10 protein-coding genes are annotated in these 19028 nt (G+C 71.5%); 7 read left to right on the top strand and 3 right to left on the bottom strand.

Annotated features, from left to right (window positions below; all coding sequences use genetic code 11):
- Positions 1-117: 117 nt before the first annotated feature.
- From NW895_RS31700 to NW895_RS31680, 5 genes are all read left to right on the top strand, one after another.
- Entirely contained in the window at positions 118-1920 is a 1803-nt protein-coding gene (locus tag NW895_RS31700) for an ABC transporter ATP-binding protein (RefSeq protein WP_289939946.1), read from the top strand.
- A complete protein-coding gene (locus NW895_RS31695) occupies positions 1917-3773 on the top strand; it encodes an ABC transporter ATP-binding protein (RefSeq protein ID WP_289939945.1) in 1857 nt (618 codons plus the stop codon). Before NW895_RS31700 ends, NW895_RS31695 begins: the two co-directional genes overlap by 4 nt.
- A 286-nt stretch (positions 3774-4059) precedes the next feature.
- The gene (locus tag NW895_RS31690; protein ID WP_289939944.1) at positions 4060-6123 is read left to right on the top strand and encodes a M4 family metallopeptidase; all 2064 of its coding nucleotides are present in this window, start codon (positions 4060-4062) and stop codon (positions 6121-6123) included.
- Between the two features lie 191 nt (positions 6124-6314).
- Complete coding sequence (locus NW895_RS31685) at positions 6315-7961, top strand: M4 family metallopeptidase (protein ID WP_289939941.1); 1647 nt, start codon at positions 6315-6317, stop codon at positions 7959-7961.
- 68 nt (positions 7962-8029) lie between these two features.
- A complete protein-coding gene (locus tag NW895_RS31680; RefSeq protein WP_289939940.1) occupies positions 8030-8536 on the top strand; it encodes a DUF1990 domain-containing protein in 507 nt (168 codons plus the stop codon).
- 80 nt (positions 8537-8616) lie between these two features.
- On the opposite strand, the gene NW895_RS31675 is transcribed toward NW895_RS31680, so the two are convergent.
- The 3 genes from NW895_RS31675 to NW895_RS31665 all read right to left on the bottom strand — a co-directional run bounded on the left by NW895_RS31675 (position 8617) and on the right by NW895_RS31665 (position 16450).
- The gene (locus NW895_RS31675; protein WP_289939939.1) at positions 8617-11235 is read right to left on the bottom strand and encodes a glycosyltransferase family 1 protein; all 2619 of its coding nucleotides are present in this window, start codon (positions 11233-11235) and stop codon (positions 8617-8619) included.
- A gap of 129 nt (positions 11236-11364) precedes the next feature.
- Positions 11365-16074, bottom strand: coding sequence for a caspase family protein (locus tag NW895_RS31670; protein WP_289939938.1), 4710 nt, complete (start codon positions 16072-16074; stop codon positions 11365-11367).
- A complete protein-coding gene (locus NW895_RS31665) occupies positions 16064-16450 on the bottom strand; it encodes a hypothetical protein (RefSeq protein WP_289939937.1) in 387 nt (128 codons plus the stop codon). The genes NW895_RS31670 and NW895_RS31665 overlap by 11 nt, the downstream gene beginning before the upstream one ends.
- A 317-nt stretch (positions 16451-16767) precedes the next feature.
- Here NW895_RS31665 and NW895_RS31660 point away from each other — a divergent pair, with 317 nt between their 5' ends.
- On the top strand, positions 16768-17970 hold the full coding sequence (locus NW895_RS31660; protein ID WP_289939936.1) for a S8 family peptidase: 1203 nt from the start codon (positions 16768-16770) through the stop codon (positions 17968-17970).
- Positions 17971-18194: 224 nt separating this feature from the next.
- Positions 18195-19028 (top strand): maltotransferase domain-containing protein (locus NW895_RS31655; protein WP_289939934.1); only part of this gene is annotated, 834 nt, incomplete at its 3' end.

The following is a 19028-nucleotide window of genomic DNA, read 5'->3' as shown; positions in this document are numbered from 1 at the left end:
GAGGGGCACTGCCGATGCGGCGCGCCTCGAACACGCAGGTCGTAGGACCTGCGCCCGATCCCGGTCCGGCCAAAACCCGGTGGGCAGTGTCAGTGGCGGTCCGTAGGCTCGCTGCTGATGTCCACGACTCGTGCCACCGCCAAGGACTCCGAGAAGCGTTCCGCCGTACACACGTTGCTGCGCCTGTGGCCGTACGTGCGGCCCGTGCGCGCCCGGCTGTTCACCGCCGCGTTCGTCGCGGTCCTCGCCTCCTGCGTGGGGCTGGTGATCCCGCTCGTCCTGAAGTGGATGGTGGACGGGCCGGTCGCCGACCGGGACCCGGCGGGCGTGTGGCTCGGGGCGCTGTACCTGCTGCTGCTCGGGTTCACCGAGGCGCTGCTGTTCGGGCTGCGGCGCTGGCTGGTGGCGCGGCCGCTGTCGCACGTCGAGGCGGAGATGCGGGCGGATCTGTACCGGCATCTGCAGCGGCTGCCGGTGGCCTTCCACGACCGGTGGCCGTCGGGGCAGCTGCTGTCGCGGGGCACGACGGATCTGATGCTGCTGCGCATGTTCCTCGCCTTCCCCCTGACGTTCCTGCTGGTCAACGGCGTGACGATCCTGGTCGGCGTGGTCATCATGCTGCTGCAGGACTGGACGCTGGGGCTGGTGATCCTCGGGCCCGCCGCGCCGGTCGTCATCACCTGTGTGATCTTCGAGCGGCGGTACGCGGCCGTCGCGCGGCGCGCGCAGGACCAGGTCGGCGATCTGACGACCGTCGTCGAGGAGAGCGTGCTCGGCATCCGGATCATCAAGGGCTTCGGACGGCACCGCAGCCAGGCGCGGGCGTTCCGGGAGCTGTCGCGGACGCTGCGGGGGACCGAGCTGCACAAGGCGCGGCTGCTCGCCACGATCTGGGGCGTCATCGTGACGTTGCCGGAGGTGGCGATCGGGGCGGCGCTGGTGCTGGGGGTCGTGCAGGTCGCGGACGGCCAGTTGTCGGCGGGGACGCTGGTGGCGTTCCTGTCGACGGCGCTCGCGCTGCGGTGGCCGGTGGACTCGATCGGGTTTCTGCTGGCGATGAGTCAGGAGGCGGCGACCGCGACGGAGCGGTACTTCGAGGTGATGGACGCGGAGCCGGAGTCACCGGCCGCCGTGCCGCGCACCGGCTCGGCGGAGACGGAGACGGAGACCAAGGACAGCGGGCTGCGGTTCCACGACGTCCGCTTCCGTTACCCCGACGCCCCGCCCGGCTCCCCGCCCGTCCTGGACCGCGTCGACCTCCACATCCGCCCCGGCGAATCCATGGCCCTCGTCGGTGCCACCGGAAGCGGGAAGACGACCCTCACCGCTCTCATCCCCCGCCTCCACGAGCTGACGTCGGGACGGATCACGCTGGACGGCGTGGACATCACCCACATGTCCCGCGAGGAGCTGCGCGCCAAGGTCGCCGTCGCCTTCGAGGAACCCACTCTCTTCTCCGCGAGCGTCGGCGACAACGTTCTCATGGGCGCCGGCGACACGGCCGGACCGGCGGAGCTGGAGCGGGCCCTGGCGGTCGCACAGGCCGACTTCGTGCACGCGTTGCCGCAGGGCACGGACACACAGGTCGGCGAGCAGGGGCTCAGTCTGTCCGGCGGCCAGCGGCAGCGCCTCGCGCTCGCGCGGGCGGTCGTCGGGCGGCCGAGGTTCCTGGTCCTCGACGACCCGCTGTCCGCGCTGGACGTGCACACCGAGGCCGCCGTGGAGGCCGCCCTGCGGCAGGTGCTCGCGGACACCACGGCGCTGATCGTGGCGCACCGCCCGTCCACGGTCCTGCTCGCCGACCGGGTCGCCCTGCTCTCCGGCGGCCGGGTCGCCGCCGTCGGCACCCACCAGGAACTGCTGCGCACCAACGCCGAGTACGCCCATCTGATGGCCGGGACCGAGGAGGCCGACCGATGACGGCGACGCCCACGCCCACCGCACCCGACCAGGAGCGGCCCGCCGAAGAACCCCCCACGGCGGGCGACTCCTTCGACCGGGACGTCCTGCCCTCTCCCCCGGGCGCCACCGGCGCCCTGCTGCGCTCCCTGCTCGCCCCGATGAAGGCCCGCGTAGCCGTCACGACCCTTCTGCTGCTGCTCCAGCAGGCGGCGGTGCAGGCGGGCCCGCTGCTGGTGGCGTACGCCATCGACAGCGCCGTCCCCGCGCTCCGCGACCACGACCGGGGGCCGCTGATCGCGGTGGGCGTGGCCTACCTGGCGTGCGCCCTGGCCTCCGGCGGGCTGCAGTACGCGTTCATCGCCGCCTCCGCCCGCGTCAACCAGGACGTGCTGCTCGACCTGCGCGGCCGGATCTTCCGGCACGCGCAGGCCCTCAGCGTCGACTTCCACGAGCGCTACACCTCGGGCCGGCTCATCTCCCGCTCCACCACGGACGTGGAGTCGCTGCGGGAACTGCTCGACGAGGGCCTGCAGGAGCTGGTCACGATCGTGCTGTCCTTCGTCTACATCTCGGCGATGCTGCTCTGGCTGGACCTGGGGCTAGGCGCCGTCGCGGTGGCGTCCTTCGTGCCGCTGTACGGGCTGGTGCGGGTGTACCGGCGGCGTGCGGGGCGGGTGTACACGCAGCGGTCCACGGCCATCGCCGCCGTGATCGTGAAGTTCGTGGAGACGATGAACGGCATCCGGCCGGTCCGGGCCTTTCGCCGGGAGGCCGCCAACGACGCCGAATTCGGCGCGCTGAACCGGCGGCACGAGCTCAGGAACGGCGACGCGCTGCTGGAGATGGCCCGCTATGTCACCGGCTCCCGGCTGATCGCCAACACGGCCGTCGCGGCGATCGTGCTGTGGGGCGCCTACCGGGTGGCGGACGGCACGCTGGCCCTCGGTGTGCTGGCGGCGGCGGTGCTGTATCTGCGGCGGCTGTACGACCCCATCGACCGGCTCGGCATGTTCCTGAACTCGTACCAGTCGGCGGCGGCCTCGCTGGAGAAGATCGCGGGGCTGCTCGCGCAGACGCCGTCCGTGCCCGAGCCGTCGGCTCCCCGGCAGCTCCCGCCCCTGGAGGGCGAGCAGCCCGGCCGGAAGGTCGTGTTCGACGGCGTCCGCTTCGGCTACCGCACGGGCGGCGAGGTCCTGCCCCGCTTCGACCTCACCGTCCCGGCCGGGCAGACGGTCGCGGTGGTCGGCTCGACCGGCGCGGGGAAGTCGACGCTGGCCAAGCTGCTCGCCCGGTTCTACGACCCCACCGGCGGACGGGTCCTGCTGGACGGCGTCGACCTGCGCGACCTCGCCGTGCCGGAACTGCGGCGCGGGGTGGTGATGGTGACGCAGGAGGCGTTCCTGTTCTCCGGCACGGTCGCCGAGAACATCGCCATCGGCCGCCCCGACGCGTCCCGCGAGGAGATCGAGCGGGCCGCGAAGGCGATCGGTGCGCACGACTTCATCAGCGCGCTGCCCGACGGCTACGACACCGACGTCCGCAAGCGGGGTGGTCGTATCTCCGCCGGTCAGCGCCAACTGGTCGCGTTCGCCCGGGCGTTGCTCGCCGACCCGGCCGTGCTGATCCTGGACGAGGCGACCAGTTCCCTCGACATCCCCGGCGAGAAGGCCGTGCAGCGCGCCATGGCGACGGTGCTGAGGGGGCGGACGGCGGTCGTCATCGCGCACCGGCTGTCGACCGTCGAGATCGCCGACCGGGTGCTGGTGATGGAGCACGGGCGGATCGTCGAGGACGGCAGCCCGGCCGAACTCATCGGCGGCACGGGCCGGTTCGCGGACCTGCACCGGGCCTGGCGGGACAGTCTGGCGTGAGCCTGTGGTGGCGGGTGACCGGCCCGGCAGCGGCTCCGCATAACGGACGGCAACTCCCGGACAACGAACGAATTCTGGTCAACTTCCTGACGCGCTCCTGACAGAAAGGGCCATCTGCTGCCACTCTTCCCACGGCCGCTCCACAGAAACCCCACAGAGACATCCCCGGAGCGCCACACACGTTCCTCTGCACGTGGTTCTGCGTACCGCCTTGTTCTGCCCGGACGGCCCACCCGCCGACCGGTCTCCCCTGGCCGCGCGACCCGCGGCCGCGCAGAAGGAGTCAGTGTTGAGCAGCAGTTCCCACAGACGCACCTCCCACACAGCACAGCGCCCCACGTCGCCCCGCCGCGCCGCCGCCGTCGCCCTCGTCGGCGTGTCCGCGCTGATCGCCGCCGCGTTCCAGACGGGCGCCGCCACCGCCGCCCCGGAGAAGGCACCGTCGGCCGCGGGCAAGGCCACCCCGGGCTCGGAGTCGGTCCGGCTCACCCCCGCCCAGCGCGCCGCGCTGATCCGCGAGGCCGACGCCACCACAGCGGACACCGCGAAGGACCTGGGCCTCGGCGCCAAGGAGAAGCTCGTCGTCCGTGACGTGGTCAAGGACCGCGACGGCACCTTGCACACGCGGTACGAGCGCACGTACGACGGCCTGCCGGTGCTCGGCGGGGACCTGGTCGTCGAGACGTCGAAGGCCGGGCGTACCACGGGCATCGTCAAGGCCACCCGGGCCGCCATCAAGCCGGCGACGCTGAAGCCCGCGATCAGCGCCGCGAAGGCCGAGAAGCAGGCGCTGGCCGCCGCGAAGGCCGACGACGCCAAGAGCCCCGACGTCAACCGGGCGCCCCGCAAGGTGATCTGGGCCGCGGACGGCAAGCCGGTCCTCGCGTACGAGACGGTCGTGGGCGGCCTCCAGGAGGACGGCACCCCGAACGAACTGCACGTCATCACCGACGCCGCCACCGGCAAGAAGCTCTACGAGTACCAGGCCATCGAGACCGGCACCGGCAACACCATGTACAGCGGCACGGTCACCCTCGGCACCACGCAGTCGGGATCCACGTACAACCTGACCGACGGGGCGCGCGGCAACCACAAGACGTACAACCTCAACCGCGGCAGCTCCGGCACCGGCACGCTGTTCTCCGGCGCGGACGACGTGTGGGGCAACTCAAGCGCGTCCAACGCGGAGACCGCGGGCGCCGACGCGCACTACGGCGCGGCGCTGACGTGGGACTACTACAAGACCGTGCACGGCCGCAGCGGCATCCGCGGTGACGGCGTGGGCGCGTACAGCCGGGTCCACTACGGCAACAACTACGTCAACGCGTTCTGGTCCGACAGTTGCTTCTGCATGACGTACGGCGACGGCTCGGGCAACACCCACCCGCTGACGTCCATCGACGTGGCCGGTCACGAGATGACCCACGGCGTCACCTCCAACACCGCGGGCCTCAACTACAGCGGCGAGTCCGGCGGCCTGAACGAGGCCACGTCCGACATCTTCGCCACGGCGGTCGAGTTCTACGCGGCCAACGCCTCCGACGTCGGTGACTACCTCATCGGCGAGGAGATCGACATCAACGGCGACGGCACCCCGCTGCGCTACATGGACAAGCCCAGCAAGGACGGCTCGTCCAAGGACAGCTGGTACTCCGGCATCGGGTCGATCGACGTGCACTACTCGTCCGGTCCCGCGAACCACTTCTTCTACCTGCTGAGCGAGGGCAGCGGCACCAAGACCATCAACGGTGTCACCTACAACTCGTCCACCTCGGACGGTCTTCCGGTCACCGGGATCGGCCGGGCCAAGGCCGAGAAGATCTGGTTCCGCGCGCTGACCACCAAGTTCACCTCGACCACCAACTACGCGGGCGCCCGCACCGGCACCCTCGCGGCGGCCGGTGAGCTGTACGGCACCGACAGCGCCGAGTACAAGGCGGTGCAGGACGCGTGGGCGGGCATCAACGTCGGCTCGCGCTCCGGCGGCGGGGGCGGTGGCGGCACCTCCTTCGAGAACACCGCCGACGTGTCGATTCCGGACAGGGGAGCAGCGGTCACGTCGTCGATCACCGTCTCCGGCCGGACGGGCAACGCGCCGTCGAACCTCGCGGTGGCCGTCGACATCGTCCACACCTACATCGGTGACCTTCAGGTGCAGCTGGTCGCCCCCGACGGCACGGCGTACACGCTGAAGGCGTACGGCACCGGCGGGAGCGCCGACAACCTCAACACCACGTACACGGTGGACGCCTCCTCCGAAGTCGCCAACGGGGTCTGGCAGTTGCGGGTCCAGGACAACGCGGCCCAGGACACCGGCTACATCAACAGCTGGAAGCTGACCTTCCCGTAGACCAGGCGAAGGCGCCGCCCCGGGGGCCTACTCCCGCCGGGGCGGCGCCGTTCATGTTCCCGAAACATTCACCGGCCGGTCGACTTTCGGCCAACATCACTACCCCCTCCTGACATGTACGCGTCCCAGGTGTCACTCTTCCTCCACCCGCCGCACAGCACCACAGCACATCCCCCACAAAAGGAGCTCGTGTGACCCCCCGCTACGCGCGTCACCACCGCACCACCCTGGCCATCGCCACCGCTGTCGCGGCCGGCGCCCTGCTCACCACCGGCCTGACCACGACCAGCGCCGCGGCCGGCCCCGCCGCGGCCGGGAAGCCGGCTCTGGCCGGCGCACCCGTCCTGCTCTCCGCTCCCGCCCGCGCGTCCCTCATCAAGCAGCAGCAGGCCGACGCGCCCGAGGCCGCCCGGGAGATAGGCCTCGGCGCCAAGGAGAAGCTGATCGTCAGAGACGTCGTCAAGGACGCCGACGGTACGGTCCACACCCGCTACGAGCGCACCTACGCGGGCCTGCCGGTCCTCGGCGGCGACCTCGTCGTGCACGAGTCGAAGTCGGGCGAGACCCAGGGCGTCACCAAGGCGACCAAGGCGACCATCAAGGTCGCCTCGACGACGGCCGAGCTGCCCGCCGCCAAGGCCGAGAAGCAGGCACTGACGGCCGCGAAGGCCGCCGGTTCGGAGAAGACCGAGGCCGACTCCGCGCCCCGCAAGGTGATCTGGGCCGCGGACGGCAGGCCGACCCTGGCCTACGAGACGGTCGTCGGCGGCCTGCAGGACGACGGCACCCCGAACGAACTGCACGTCATCACCGACGCGGCCACCGGCAAGAAGCTCTACGAGTACCAGGGCATCGAGACCGGCACCGGCAACACCACGTACTCCGGCACGGTCACCCTCGGCACCACCAAGTCCGGCTCGACGTACACCCTCACCGACGGCACGCGCGGCAGCCACAAGACCTACAACCTCAACCGCCGCACCTCCGGCACCGGCACGCTCTTCTCCGGCTCCGACGACGTGTGGGGCACCGGCAACCCGTCCAACCTGGAGACCGCCGCCGCCGACGCGCACTACGGCGCCCAGGTCACCTGGGACTTCTACAAGAACACCTTCGGCCGCAGCGGCATCAAGAACGACGGCAAGGCGGCCTACTCGCGCGTCCACTACGGCAACGCGTACGTCAACGCGTTCTGGGACGACAGCTGCTTCTGCATGACCTACGGCGACGGTGAGAGCAACACCCACCCGCTGACCTCGCTGGACGTGGCGGGGCACGAGATGAGCCACGGCGTCACCTCGAACACGGCCGGGCTGAACTACAGCGGCGAGTCCGGTGGCCTGAACGAGGCGACCTCGGACATCTTCGGCACGGGCGTGGAGTTCTACGCCAACAACTCCTCCGACATCGGTGACTACCTCATCGGCGAGGAGATCGACATCAACGGCGACGGCAGCCCGCTGCGCTACATGGACAAGCCCAGCAAGGACGGCTCGTCCAAGGACAGCTGGTCCTCCAGCCTGGGCGGCCTCGACGTGCACTACTCGTCGGGCCCCGCGAACCACTTCTTCTACCTCCTCTCGGAGGGCAGCGGCACCAAGACCATCAACGGCGTGACCTACAACTCGCCCACGTCCAACGGCTCCACGGTCACCGGCATCGGCCGCACCAAGGCCCTGCTGATCTGGTACAAGGCGCTGACGACGTACATGACGTCGACGACCAAGTACTCCGGCGCCCGCACGGCGACGCTGAACGCGGCGTCCGCTCTGTACGGCTCCAGCAGCACCGAGTACAAGGCGGTCGCGGCGGCCTGGTCCGCCGTCAACGTCGGCTGACGAACCACCGGCTGAGGGCGGCACCCGGGAGGAAGGCAGTCCCGGGTGCCGCCCTAGTCTTGGTGCCCATGTCCTTCACGTACGACGACGTCGGCGCCACCCGCGAGCAGGGCTTCTGCCCGCCGGGCTACTACCCCCTGCACGTACGTGCCCGACTCGGGGAGGGTGAGGACGTCTTCCGCCGGGCGTCCGAGGCGGTGCTCACCTGGGAGATGCACCGGGCCATGGGCGTGGGCATAGACGCGAGCGCGGACCGGGCGGCGCCCGGCGTCGACGTCACCGTCACCCTCGCCGGCATGATCAAGGCCCCCTGCCGTGTGGTGTGGACGGTGCAGGAACCCCGCCGCGCCGGATGGGCGTACGGCACGCTGACCGGCCACCCGGAGTGCGGCGAGGAGGCGTTCGTGGTGAACCGCACGGGCGACGGCACGGTCTGGCTGACCGTGAACGCCTTCAGCCGCGGTGCGAAGTGGTACGCGCGGGCGGGCGGGCCCGCCACGCGGGGACTTCAGCACGCGTACGCGCGGCGGTGCGGGGTGGTGCTGCGGCGGTTGTGCGGCGAGAAGGACCACTGAGCGGCCGCCCCTGAGAGGCCGTTGTCATTCCACGGGGTGCGGCCGCCGCAGGTCGCGCTGCCGCGCGGACCGCTGCCCGGTCACCTCATCAGCACCCCCGCCGCCTCCACCAGTTCCTCCGACGGCACCGTCACCAGCCCCACCTCCGCGGTCGAGGCCAGCAGCGGGTGGGCGGGAAGGATACGGACCGTGTAGCCGTAGGGGCCGGTGCGGTCCAGGGAGAGCGGGCCCTCGTACACCCAGCGGCCCTCCGGGTCCGGGCCGCCCACCGGTTTCAGCGGCACCGCCGTCGCGTCGGTGATGCGGTCCTCGGAGTCGACCCGGCCGGAGACCGCCTGCACCTCGACGTCGTCGGGGCCGAGGTCGCCGAGGCCGACCCGCACCCGCAGCGCCAGCGTCGTGCCGAGCTCCGCGGTGGGCGTGGCGGCGGACGTCTCGACGTGGTCGACGGTCACGCCGTGCCAGGCCGCCCGCACCCTGGCCTTCCACTCGGCGAGGTCGCGTGCCGAGTCGGGGTCCATCGTGCGGTGCGCCCGGGCCGCCGGGGTGTAGAGGCGCTCGACGTACTCGCGGACCATGCGCCCGGCCAGCACCTTGGGCCCGAGCAGGCTCAGGGTCTGGCGGACCATCTCGATCCAGCGTTCCGGCAGCCCGTTGCGGCCCCGCTCGTAGAAGCGGGGGGCCACACGCTGCTCCAGCAGGTCGTAGAGGGCGGCGGCCTCCACGGAGTCGCGGTGGTCCGGGTCGGTGCCGACGCCGTCGGCGGTGGGGATCGCCCAGCCGAAGTCCGGCTGGAACCACTCGTCCCACCAGCCGTCCAGGACCGACAGGTTGAGGCAGCCGTTCAGCGCCGCCTTCATGCCGCTGGTGCCGCACGCCTCCAGCGGCCTGAGCGGGTTGTTCAGCCAGACGTCGCAGCCGTGGTACAGCTTCTGCGCCATCGCCATGCCGTAGTCCGGCAGGAACACGATCCGGTGCCGGACGCGCGGGTCGTCGGCGAAACGGACCAGCTCCTGGATGAGCCGCTTGCCGCCGTCGTCCGCCGGATGCGCCTTGCCGGCGACGACGATCTGGATCGGCCGCTCGGGGTGCAGCAGCAGGTCCATGAGCCGGTCGCGGTCGCGGAGCATCAGCGTCAGACGCTTGTACGACGGGACGCGCCGCGCGAACCCGATGGTGAGGACCTCCGGGTCGAGCACTCCGTCGATCCAGCCCAGCTCGGCCTCGCCCGCGCCGCGCTGCCGCCAGGAGGCACGCAGCCGCGCCCGCACCTCCGTCACCAGCTGCTCGCGCAGCGTCCGGCGCAGCTCCCAGACGTCCTGGTCGGGGATGCCGGCGACCGCGTCCCAGCGTTCCGAGTCGCCGACGCTCAGCGCGTCCTCGGTGCGCTGGACGCCGATCTCCCGGGCGCCGAGCCGGAAGACCTCGGGGGCGACCCAGGTGGGGGCGTGCACCCCGTTGGTGACCGAGGTGATCGGCACCTCGTCGGGGTCGAAGCCGGGCCACAGCCCGGAGAACATCTCGCGGCTGACGTTGCCGTGCAGGAGGGAGACGCCGTTGGCGCGCTGGGCGAGGCGCAGGCCCATCACCGCCATGTTGAAGAGGTTGGGCTCGCCCTCGGGGTAGGTCTCCATGCCGAGCCTGAGGACGCGCTCGACGTCGATACGCGGAAGCTCGGCGTCCGGGCCGAAGTGGCGGGCGACCAGTTCGCGGTCGAAGCGGTCGATGCCGGCCGGGACGGGGGTGTGCGTGGTGAACACGGTCCCGGCCCGGACCGCTTCCAGGGCGGAGTCGAAGTCCAGCCCCTCCGCGCAGAGTTCGGCGATGCGTTCCAGGCCGAGGAAGCCGGCGTGGCCCTCGTTGGTGTGGAAGACCTCCGGCTCGGGATGCCCGGTCAGCCGGCAGTACGTCCGCACCGCCCTGACCCCTCCTATCCCGAGCAGCATCTCCTGCAGCAGCCGGTGCTCGCTGCCGCCGCCGTAGAGCCGGTCGGTCACACCGCGCTCGCCGAGGTCGTTCTCCTCCACGTCCGAGTCCAGCATCAGCAGCGGGACACGGCCGACCTGGGCCAGCCAGACACGGGCGCGCAGCTCCTTGCCCCCGGGCAGGGCGAGACTGACCTGGGCGGGGGTGCCGTCGGCCTCCTTGAGCAGGACCAGCGGCAGCTCGTGGGGGTCGAGGACGGGGTAGTGCTCCTGCTGCCAGCCGTCGCGGGACAGGGTCTGCCGGAAGTAACCGTGCCGGTAGAGCAGCCCGACCCCGATGAGAGGCACACCGAGATCGCTGGCCGCCTTCAGGTGATCGCCGGCGAGGATGCCGAGGCCGCCGGAGTACTGGGGCAGGGCGGCTGTGATGCCGAACTCGGGTGAGAAGTAGGCGACGGCGGCCGGGAGTTCGGCGGGCTGGGCCTGGTACCAGCGGTCGCCGGTCAGGTAGTCGTGCAGATCGTCGGCGACCGCGGTGAGGCGGCGCAGGAAACGGCGGTCCTCGGCCAGCTCGGCCAGGCGCGCGGGGCGGACGGTACCGAGCAGCCGTACGGGGTCGCCGCCCGAGGCCGCCCAGCATTCCGGGTCGACGGACTGGAAGAGGTCGCGGGTCTCCGCGTGCCAGGACCAGCGCAGGTTGCGGGCCAGATCGCTGAGCGGCCGCAGGGGGTCGGGGAGAACTGGACGGACGGTGAATCGACGGATCGCCTTCACATTCCACCTCACCGCTTCGCTGGATGACGCACGGCGGTGTGCGTCGTCGTCTCTCTTGACGGTACCGGTGTCGGTGTCACCCTCGCTGGGGCTCCGCGCCCTCCGTCGCCGGATCGAGGCGGCACCTCGTCACGAATCGTGAGGTTCCGTGAACTCTATGTCGTCCGGGAGTGCGTGGCCGAGTTGTTCCAGGCGGCGGGCTACGGCGGTGGGGGTGCGGCCGAGGTGGTGGGCGGTGCGGAGGATGTGGGTGAGGGGGACGGGGGTTCCCGCATCGAGCCACACGGAATACCGTGAGCCTCTGCGGAGCACGGCCCAGTCATCACGGGCCGACCAGTCGCCGTCGGACGGTTCGCGCGCCACGTCGTAGCCGTAACGGGTCAACCGGTGGACGACCTCGTCCGGCGACAGACCAAGCGTGTGCGCGGCTCGCAGCACGTGATGCCGGGGAACCTGGCTCTCCGCGTCCAGCCAGGGCGGCCCCCCATCGTGGTCCCGGCTCATCAGCACCATGTCGAGGTAGTCGCGGGGCTGGAGCGGGTGCTCGTCGAGGCCGGGCACGACAAAGCCGAGTTCGGTCAGCAGCCGTGCGACATCCCGGTCGGTCATGTCCTGGTTCCGGGCCAGGGTCAGGACGGCGTTGGCCTCCACCGGGCGCGGGTAGGTCACGGCTCCGTACTCGTCGATGTGGTAGTACCGGGACAGGTCGTCGACAAGTCGCAAGTACAGGTTCCGCTCCGCGGCGGGAGGCAGTTCGGGCGGCGAGAAGCCCAGGGCAACGAGCCGCTGGACCAGCAGCTCCACCCCTTCCTCGCGGTTGCGGGAAAGCTTGAGCAGGTGGTGCAGTGGAAAGGGCTCTTCCTCGGAGATCCACGGCGGCGCACCGTCGCCGTCCCGGCTGATGATTTCCAGATCGGACTGGTCCACCTGGTCGGGCACTGGGTCCTGCGGGAGTTCGTAGCCTGCTGTGACGAGTACCTCCTCGATCCTGGCTCTCTGTCCGGGGAAGGCAGCCACGGCCCGCACCAGATGGGGGAGCGTCACGGGCCGGTCCCGGGGCAGCTCGGGACCGGTCGGTTCGAGATGTCGCCGGAGCACCAGCCTGGCGAGGTGCTCCGGGTCCGGCGGCCAGCCGACCGACGGCGAAGGCGGCGCGTCGAGCTCCTCGTCTCTGGGCACGCGGAAGCCCAGCTCGGCGAGCAGGCGCACGATGGAGCGAGGGTCGTCCTCGCCGAACCGGGCCATGCTATGGACGGCCGCGACGCTCACCTCGCCGCCCACCGGTAGCCACGGGCGCATGCCGTTCCCGTCGCGGCTCAGAAACCGTGAATTTCGAACATCGGCGACCCTCCGCAGGATCTCTTCGTCGGGCAGATCCAGTCGGAACTCCCTCAGGCGGTCCACGGCATCCACGAAGGGCAGGCCGCTCGCCCGGGCAGCGGCCCGCACCACGCCCGGAGGAAGCGGACTGCCATCGTCCTCGCTGATCTCGCTCAAAAGCAGTTCGTCCGAAGGGCGCGCGACGGGGAGCGGGCGGCGGGGCAGCACTCCGGAGCCCGGCGCCGAGGCGGCCCAGACTCGGGCCCGCCATTCGACGAATATGTTGGGCTCTTCCTCGATCAGGGGCACTGCGCCGACCGTCCGGGTGCGGCGGACCAGCTGCAGGTCCCCGGGACAGCAGCCGACGGTCGCGGCGTCAGCGACCACCCCTGCCTCGTGGCGCGTGTCGAACGGGAACTCATGGCCGCGGGCCACGGCCTGCGCCGCGATGAGATCAGCAAGCTGCGTCTGTCGCCGGGCGTCTCTGGCGCCCGGGGGAGGTGTCCGACCGCCCGGTCCCGGCCATCCGCCGATGGCCAGGGCATGCAGCCACTCCAGCGACAGCACCCGTCCGCCCTCTTCGAACAGCACGGGGATCTTCTCGGCGAGGAGTCCGGCCACGTACTCCTCATGGTCGTCCAGCATGGCCCCGCGGTCCAGGCGCAGCTTGGGGGCGTGCTTCCCGGTCAGGTTGACCACGCATCCGAAGCGGGCCTCCCCGGCCCACAGTCCGTCCGCGAGGACCGCACCGCGCCCACCGCACCACCAGACTCCGTCCCCGGCGTCCTGGACGGGAGCGGTGTCCCCCTCGTAGCGCCATACCGCGCTCGGATCGGAGGAATCACGGCCGACATACCCGGAAAGCACTCCGGGCCGCCACTCCAGCGGCTCGTTCTCCCCTTCCTTCACCTTCACGGAGAAGTCCGACACCCACAGGTGCTTGCGCATCGCCTCCCCGCAGGACACCGTCTTGTCGGGATTGCGCAGATACAGCCGCACCGCTGTCCCCGACCACCGGCTCGTCCCCTTCGGCGTGATACGGAACAGCGCCCCGGGCCCGTCGATGTCCACCACCAGCTTTTCGCCGGGGCCGAAATCGGACGGCAGTCTGCTGGTCGTCACCCGGATCTCGTCGGCGAGCATGAAGTAGCTCAGCACACCGATGCCGAACCGGCTGTTGGCATGGAACGGGATCCCGGCCCTCGCCCACTCCGCCTGCTCCTCCAGGAACTGCCGTTCCTCCACGAACCGGCTCCCCGCGAAGGCGAACAGGTGGCGCAGTTCGTGGCGGCCCATGCCGATGCCGTTGTCCCGGCATTCGATGAAGGGGCGGCCGTCCTCCTCCCCCTGGGTGAAGACGATCTCCCCCTGCCACGGGTCTTCTGGTTCGTCGGGGTGCCGCGCGTTCCACAGGTCGGTCCGGGCCTTGCGGTACCGGCAGGCGTCCAGGGCGTTCTGGTACAGCTCGCGCAGGGCGAGGGTGCGGTCCTGGTAGAGCTGCTCCCCCATGAGCAGGTCACGGACCCGGTCGCCGTCGAGCCGGAACCGTACGTCAGCCCTGTCGTACCGGGGCCTGCGGTTCTCGTCGAGGGCGGGGGTGACCTTGCCCGCGCCGAACGCGGCCGGGACGCCCCAGGCCGCCGCGCGTTCGCCGGCCGGGCCGCGCTGCACCGTGCGCACGGCGCGGTCGAGGGCGTCGGTGTGGTCACGCAGGGCGAGTTCCACGGCGAGGTGCGGGCAGGCGGTGGACAGGGCGCGGCGGCGCGGGCCGTCCTGCTGCCAGGTCACGTCCCGCAGCGCGGCCCGGAAGGCCTCGCCGTCGACCGGGGCGCTGATGCCCAGGTGCTCTGCGACCAGGGAGGACAGCAGCATCGGGTCGACGGCCATGTGGTGGGCGACGGTGAGCAGGATGCCGGTCTTCTCCCAGTCGAGGGTGTGCTCCTCGCCGCGCTGTGCGGCGACGGTGTCCTGCTCCGGGGGCTGCCACTGCTCCAGGTCCAGGCCGATCAGTTCGGCGAGCCGCCACAGGCGGGCGGGGCTGAGCACCTCGCGGACGAGCGGTGACTCGAACTCGGGGAGGTCCGGCAGCGTCTCCAGGCCGGCGAGTCCGGACCGTCGTACGGCCTCCCGGGTGGCGGGCAGCCGCAGCAGCCACTGCCGGGCGAGCCACCAGGCGATGGCGCGGGCCTCGGGGGCACGGCCACGCTGCCGGGCCCTGCGCTCGCGGTCCATCAGGGCCAGGTGCCCGGCACAGTACCGGTCGAAGGCCGCCCGGTCGGCGAATCCGCATTCCTCGGCGGCGGATGTGCCGTCCACCAGGGCCCACGGCCAGATGTCCCGTGCCAGGTAGGGGAACCGGGTGCCGAACGCGGTGTAGAGGAAGGGAGCCGCGACCAGCATCGCGGCCTCGGTCAGGGTCAGGCCGGAAGCGGGGGCCGACTCGTACAGCATGTTCGTGATCGCGAGGCTCATCCGGCTCTCGCTGCCTGCGGGCCGCCAGATGTCGCCGTGCTCGGCGAGCCACGCGTCCGCGATGTCGGTCTCGCGCCCCCACAGCCCGACGAGCCGGGCCACCGCGTCGCGCACCTGCCGGACGGCATCGGCGGCCTCTTCGTCGCCGAGCCGTTCGCACACGACCCGCCGCCAGGCCTCGTGTTCCACGGCCGCCGTCTGCCAGCGGTGCTCCGGCGCCTGGTCCAGCCCGCCGGGTCCCCGGCCGGGGAACAGCAGCAGGCCCTCCCTGCCGGTGGCGAAGTTGATCTGGACGCCCTGGTCGGACCGCCCCCGGTCCTCCTGGGCGATCGTGCGCACCCGGTCGTCGAGCAGGGTCTCCATCGCGTCGAGGGAACCGGGAGCTGCCGGGTCCTGCGCGATCTCGGTGAGGGCCTTGGTGAAGTACGAGAACCCCTTGGACTCGGTCCCGGAGGGTGTGCCTTCCAGTGGTCCGGCCGCGGGGCCGAATCCGGCCACCCCGTAGCGGGTGCAGGCGTAGACGTGGGCGTACCGGGGGCGTCCGCCGTAGCCGGTGCCGCCCTTGCCCCAGCCGTGCTGGTCGGGGCCGGACTTGGTGAACATGTCCTCGAAGTCCACGCGGCAGGCGTCGACGGCGACGACGAGCTGTTCGGCCTTGGAATCCATCAGGTAGTCGCCGAACTCGATCCGCAGGCAGGTGTCCAGGAAGTGCCGGGAGGAGCTGCGCGCGGGTCCCGTGACCAGGAAGTCCGCTCCGTCCTTGTGGAGGCCGTGGCCGGACAGGACGAGCAGCAGGTGGTCACCGGGTGCGGCGTGGCAGACGAAGGACTCGACCTCGGTCTTGATCGCCGTGCCGTGCAGTTCGTCGGCGTCGAGGACCTGCGCGTCCTGGTACCCGGCGGCCTTCAACGCGTCGGCCAGCCCCCGCAGTTCGCTGGTGATGAAGGGCATCGGTCCGAAGCCGGGATCGCTGTAGTGGTCCACGCCCACCAGCAGGGCGCGGAACCGTCCCTCTTTCCCGCCCGGTCCGCCCCCGCTACCGCTCACTGCCGGCCGGCCGCGGCGTCAGCGTCAGCTGGATGCCGCCGGTGCGCTGGGCCTGGGCGCCGACACCGAGGACGACGAGCTGTCCGGAGGCGGTCAGCTGGCAGGACACCTGCACCTCGGAGATGCCCCAGCCGTCGGGGCCCGCCTGCTGGAGTCCGTCGAAGGCCTCGCTCAGTCCGTTGAGGGTGCGGGTCAACTGGGCGTTCAGGTCGGCCGGTTTGAAGCGGCGCCGCTGCACCGGTTCGGTGTCGCCGCCGGCGCCGCGCCGCCACGACTTGTCGCGGCCGCCGTGCTCGTCGCCCGTGTCGTCGACCACCAGGAACTCCAGCTCCTCCGTGGCCTGCGCGCCGTTCGCGTCCCCCTGGTACGACTCCATGCCCCGGCTCCCCCACACTTCGTCACCACACGTGGAGCCGATCATAGGACCACCACCGGACATTGCGCCCCGCATTGGCCGCACTACCCACCTGAAAGCAGGACCCGCCCATCCGGGCGCCCTGGCCTCCCCGCCCCGAAAGCACCCCGGCCGCCCCACGCCCCCCATGACCGATATGGCCGATTCCGCCCCTGCAGGCGCCCTTGTGGTGCTTCACCCGCCACGAAAGGCTGCCCCATGGCGTACCGGCCCGCGCATCCGGCCAAGCCGGCCAACCACGGCTGCCGTACGCCGGGTTGAGGAGGGGAACTCACACCATGGCACGGACGCGAACACGGCGTCTGCGCCGGGCGGGGGGTCTGGCCGCGGTGAGCTGCGCCGTGGCGCTTTCGGCCACCACCCTGCCCGCGCACGCCGCACCGGAGGGGCGGATACTCGGCGCCGGAGCACCCGGCTCCGTGACCGGAAGCTACCTGGTGACCCTCAAGGAGGGAACGAAGGCCCCGTCGGCGGCCGGAAAGAGCCTGGCCGAGAAGTACGGGGTGGACATCAGCCACACCTACGGCACGGTCCTGAACGGCTACGCGATCAGGGCCGACGACAGACAGGCGCGGCTCCTCGCGGCCGACTCCCGCGTCGCCTCCGTCGTCCAGGACACCCGCGTCACCCTGGACCACGCCCGGAAGAGCCCGCCCTCCTGGGGCCTGGACCGCGTCGACCAGCCGAACCTGCCGCTGGACGAGAACTACACATGGCCACGGGCGGCGGGCCGGGGCGTGACCGTGTACGTGATCGACACCGGCGTCCGGACCACGCACAGGGACTTCGGCGGCCGGGCGAGCCACGGCTGGGACTTCGTGCAGAACGACGGGACGGCCCAGGACGGCAACGGGCACGGCACGCATGTCGCGGGCATCGTCGCCGGGACGACGTACGGCGTCGCGAAGCAGGCGAGGATCGTCGGCGTGCGCGTCCTCGACGACGCCGGTTCGGGCACCACGGCCCAGGTGATCGCCGGCATCGACTGGGTGACGCGACACGCCAGGAAGCCGGCGGTCGCCAACCTGAGCCTGGGCGGCCCCCGCAACGCCCAGCTGGACGCCGCGGTCCGCACCTCCATCGCGTCCGGCGTCACATACACGGTCGCGGCGGGCAACGAGGGGCGGCCGGCGGGCCGGTACTCCCCGGCCGGGGTGCCGCAGGCGATCACGGTCGGCGCGACCGACAGGAACGATGTCCGGCCAAGTTTCTCGAACTTCGGCTCGGCGCTCGACCTGTTCGCCCCGGGTGTGGCGATCACCTCGGCGTCCCACACGAGTGACACCGCGAAGGCGTCCCGCTCCGGTACGTCGATGGCGTCGCCGCACGCCGCCGGTGCGGCCGCGCTCCACCTGGCCGGCCACCCCGGGGCCACGCCGGCGCAGGTGTCGAAGGCGCTGGTCGCGGGCGCGGTGTCCGGGAAAGTGTCGAGGCGGGGCCTCGATTCGCCGAACAGACTTCTGCAGGCGCCGCGTTCGTGAGCGGAGCGTGCGGAAACCGGCCTCGTCCGTGACGGACGAGGCCGGTCTTGTGTGTAGACATACGCGTGAGTAGTTAACAAAGTGCCGGATTGCCCACCCGAAGAGTGTGGGAAGGCTCCTCCGGTACACCCCTCAGGTAGACCCGTACACCTCACAGGTAGACCCGCAGGACCCACCTCCCCACAGTCATCCGCCCACCCACGTTGACGCGGACAGGAGCGGTCATGCCCGCCACGCACCACTCGTCAGCACCCCCGACGTCCAGTACCGAAGCAGTTTCCGTGCGCCCTGCCGCGGCCGGTCCGCCGGCCCCGGAGCCACCCTCGGCGGGTGGGGCGACCGCCGTCGGGCGCATACCCGTCCTCGACGTCCGCCCGATCGTCCAGCACGGGCGCAGGCCCGCCAAGGCGGTCACCGGCGAGTCGTTCGAGATATCGGCCACCGTGTTCCGGGAGGGGCACGACGCCGTCGCCGCCAATGTCGTACTGAAGGATCCGCAGGGGCGTCCCGGACCGTGGACGCCGCTGCGGGAACTGGCTCCGGGTACCGATCGCTGGGGAGCCACCGTCACCGCCGGGGAACCCGGCCTGTGGACGTACACGGTGGAGGCCTGGGCCGATCCGGTCACCACCTGGCGGCACCACGCCCAGATCAAGATCCCGGCGGGGATGGACACGGACCTGGTCCTGGAGGAGGGCGCGCGCCTGTACGAGCGGGCCGCGGCCGGTGTACCCGAGGACGACGGGCGGGAGGTGGTCCTCGCCGCCGTGGAGGCCCTGAGGGACGAAAGCCGCCCCGCCGCGTCACGGCTCGCCGCGGCGTTGACGCCCGAGGTGGACGCGGTGCTGGCCCGGCATCCGCTGCGCGAGCTGGTCACCGCCTCCGAGACGCTGCCGTTGCTGGTGGAGCGGGAGCGGGCGCTGTTCGGGTCCTGGTACGAGTTCTTCCCCCGCTCCGAGGGCACCCCCGAGCAGCCGCACGGCACCTTCCGCACCGCCGCCCGCCGGCTGCCCGCGATCGCCGCGATGGGCTTCGACGTCGTCTACCTGCCCCCCATC

Source organism: Streptomyces sp. S.PNR 29 (assembly GCF_030386795.1).
Classification (GTDB): Bacteria; Actinomycetota; Actinomycetes; order Streptomycetales; family Streptomycetaceae; genus Streptomyces.
This window is presented reverse-complemented; position numbering and strand designations above follow the sequence as displayed.

Bases quoted from the DNA above. Each gene is read 5' to 3' on its own strand.
- NW895_RS31695 (WP_289939945.1), top strand. From the start codon at position 1,917: ATGACGGCGACGCCCACGCCCACCGCACCCGACCAGGAGCGGCCCGCC.
- NW895_RS31660 (WP_289939936.1), top strand. From the start codon at position 16,768: ATGGCACGGACGCGAACACGGCGTCTGCGCCGGGCGGGGGGTCTGGCC.
- NW895_RS31665 (WP_289939937.1), bottom strand. From the start codon at position 16,450: ATGGAGTCGTACCAGGGGGACGCGAACGGCGCGCAGGCCACGGAGGAG.
- NW895_RS31680 (WP_289939940.1), top strand. From the start codon at position 8,030: ATGTCCTTCACGTACGACGACGTCGGCGCCACCCGCGAGCAGGGCTTC.
- NW895_RS31700 (WP_289939946.1), top strand. From the start codon at position 118: ATGTCCACGACTCGTGCCACCGCCAAGGACTCCGAGAAGCGTTCCGCC.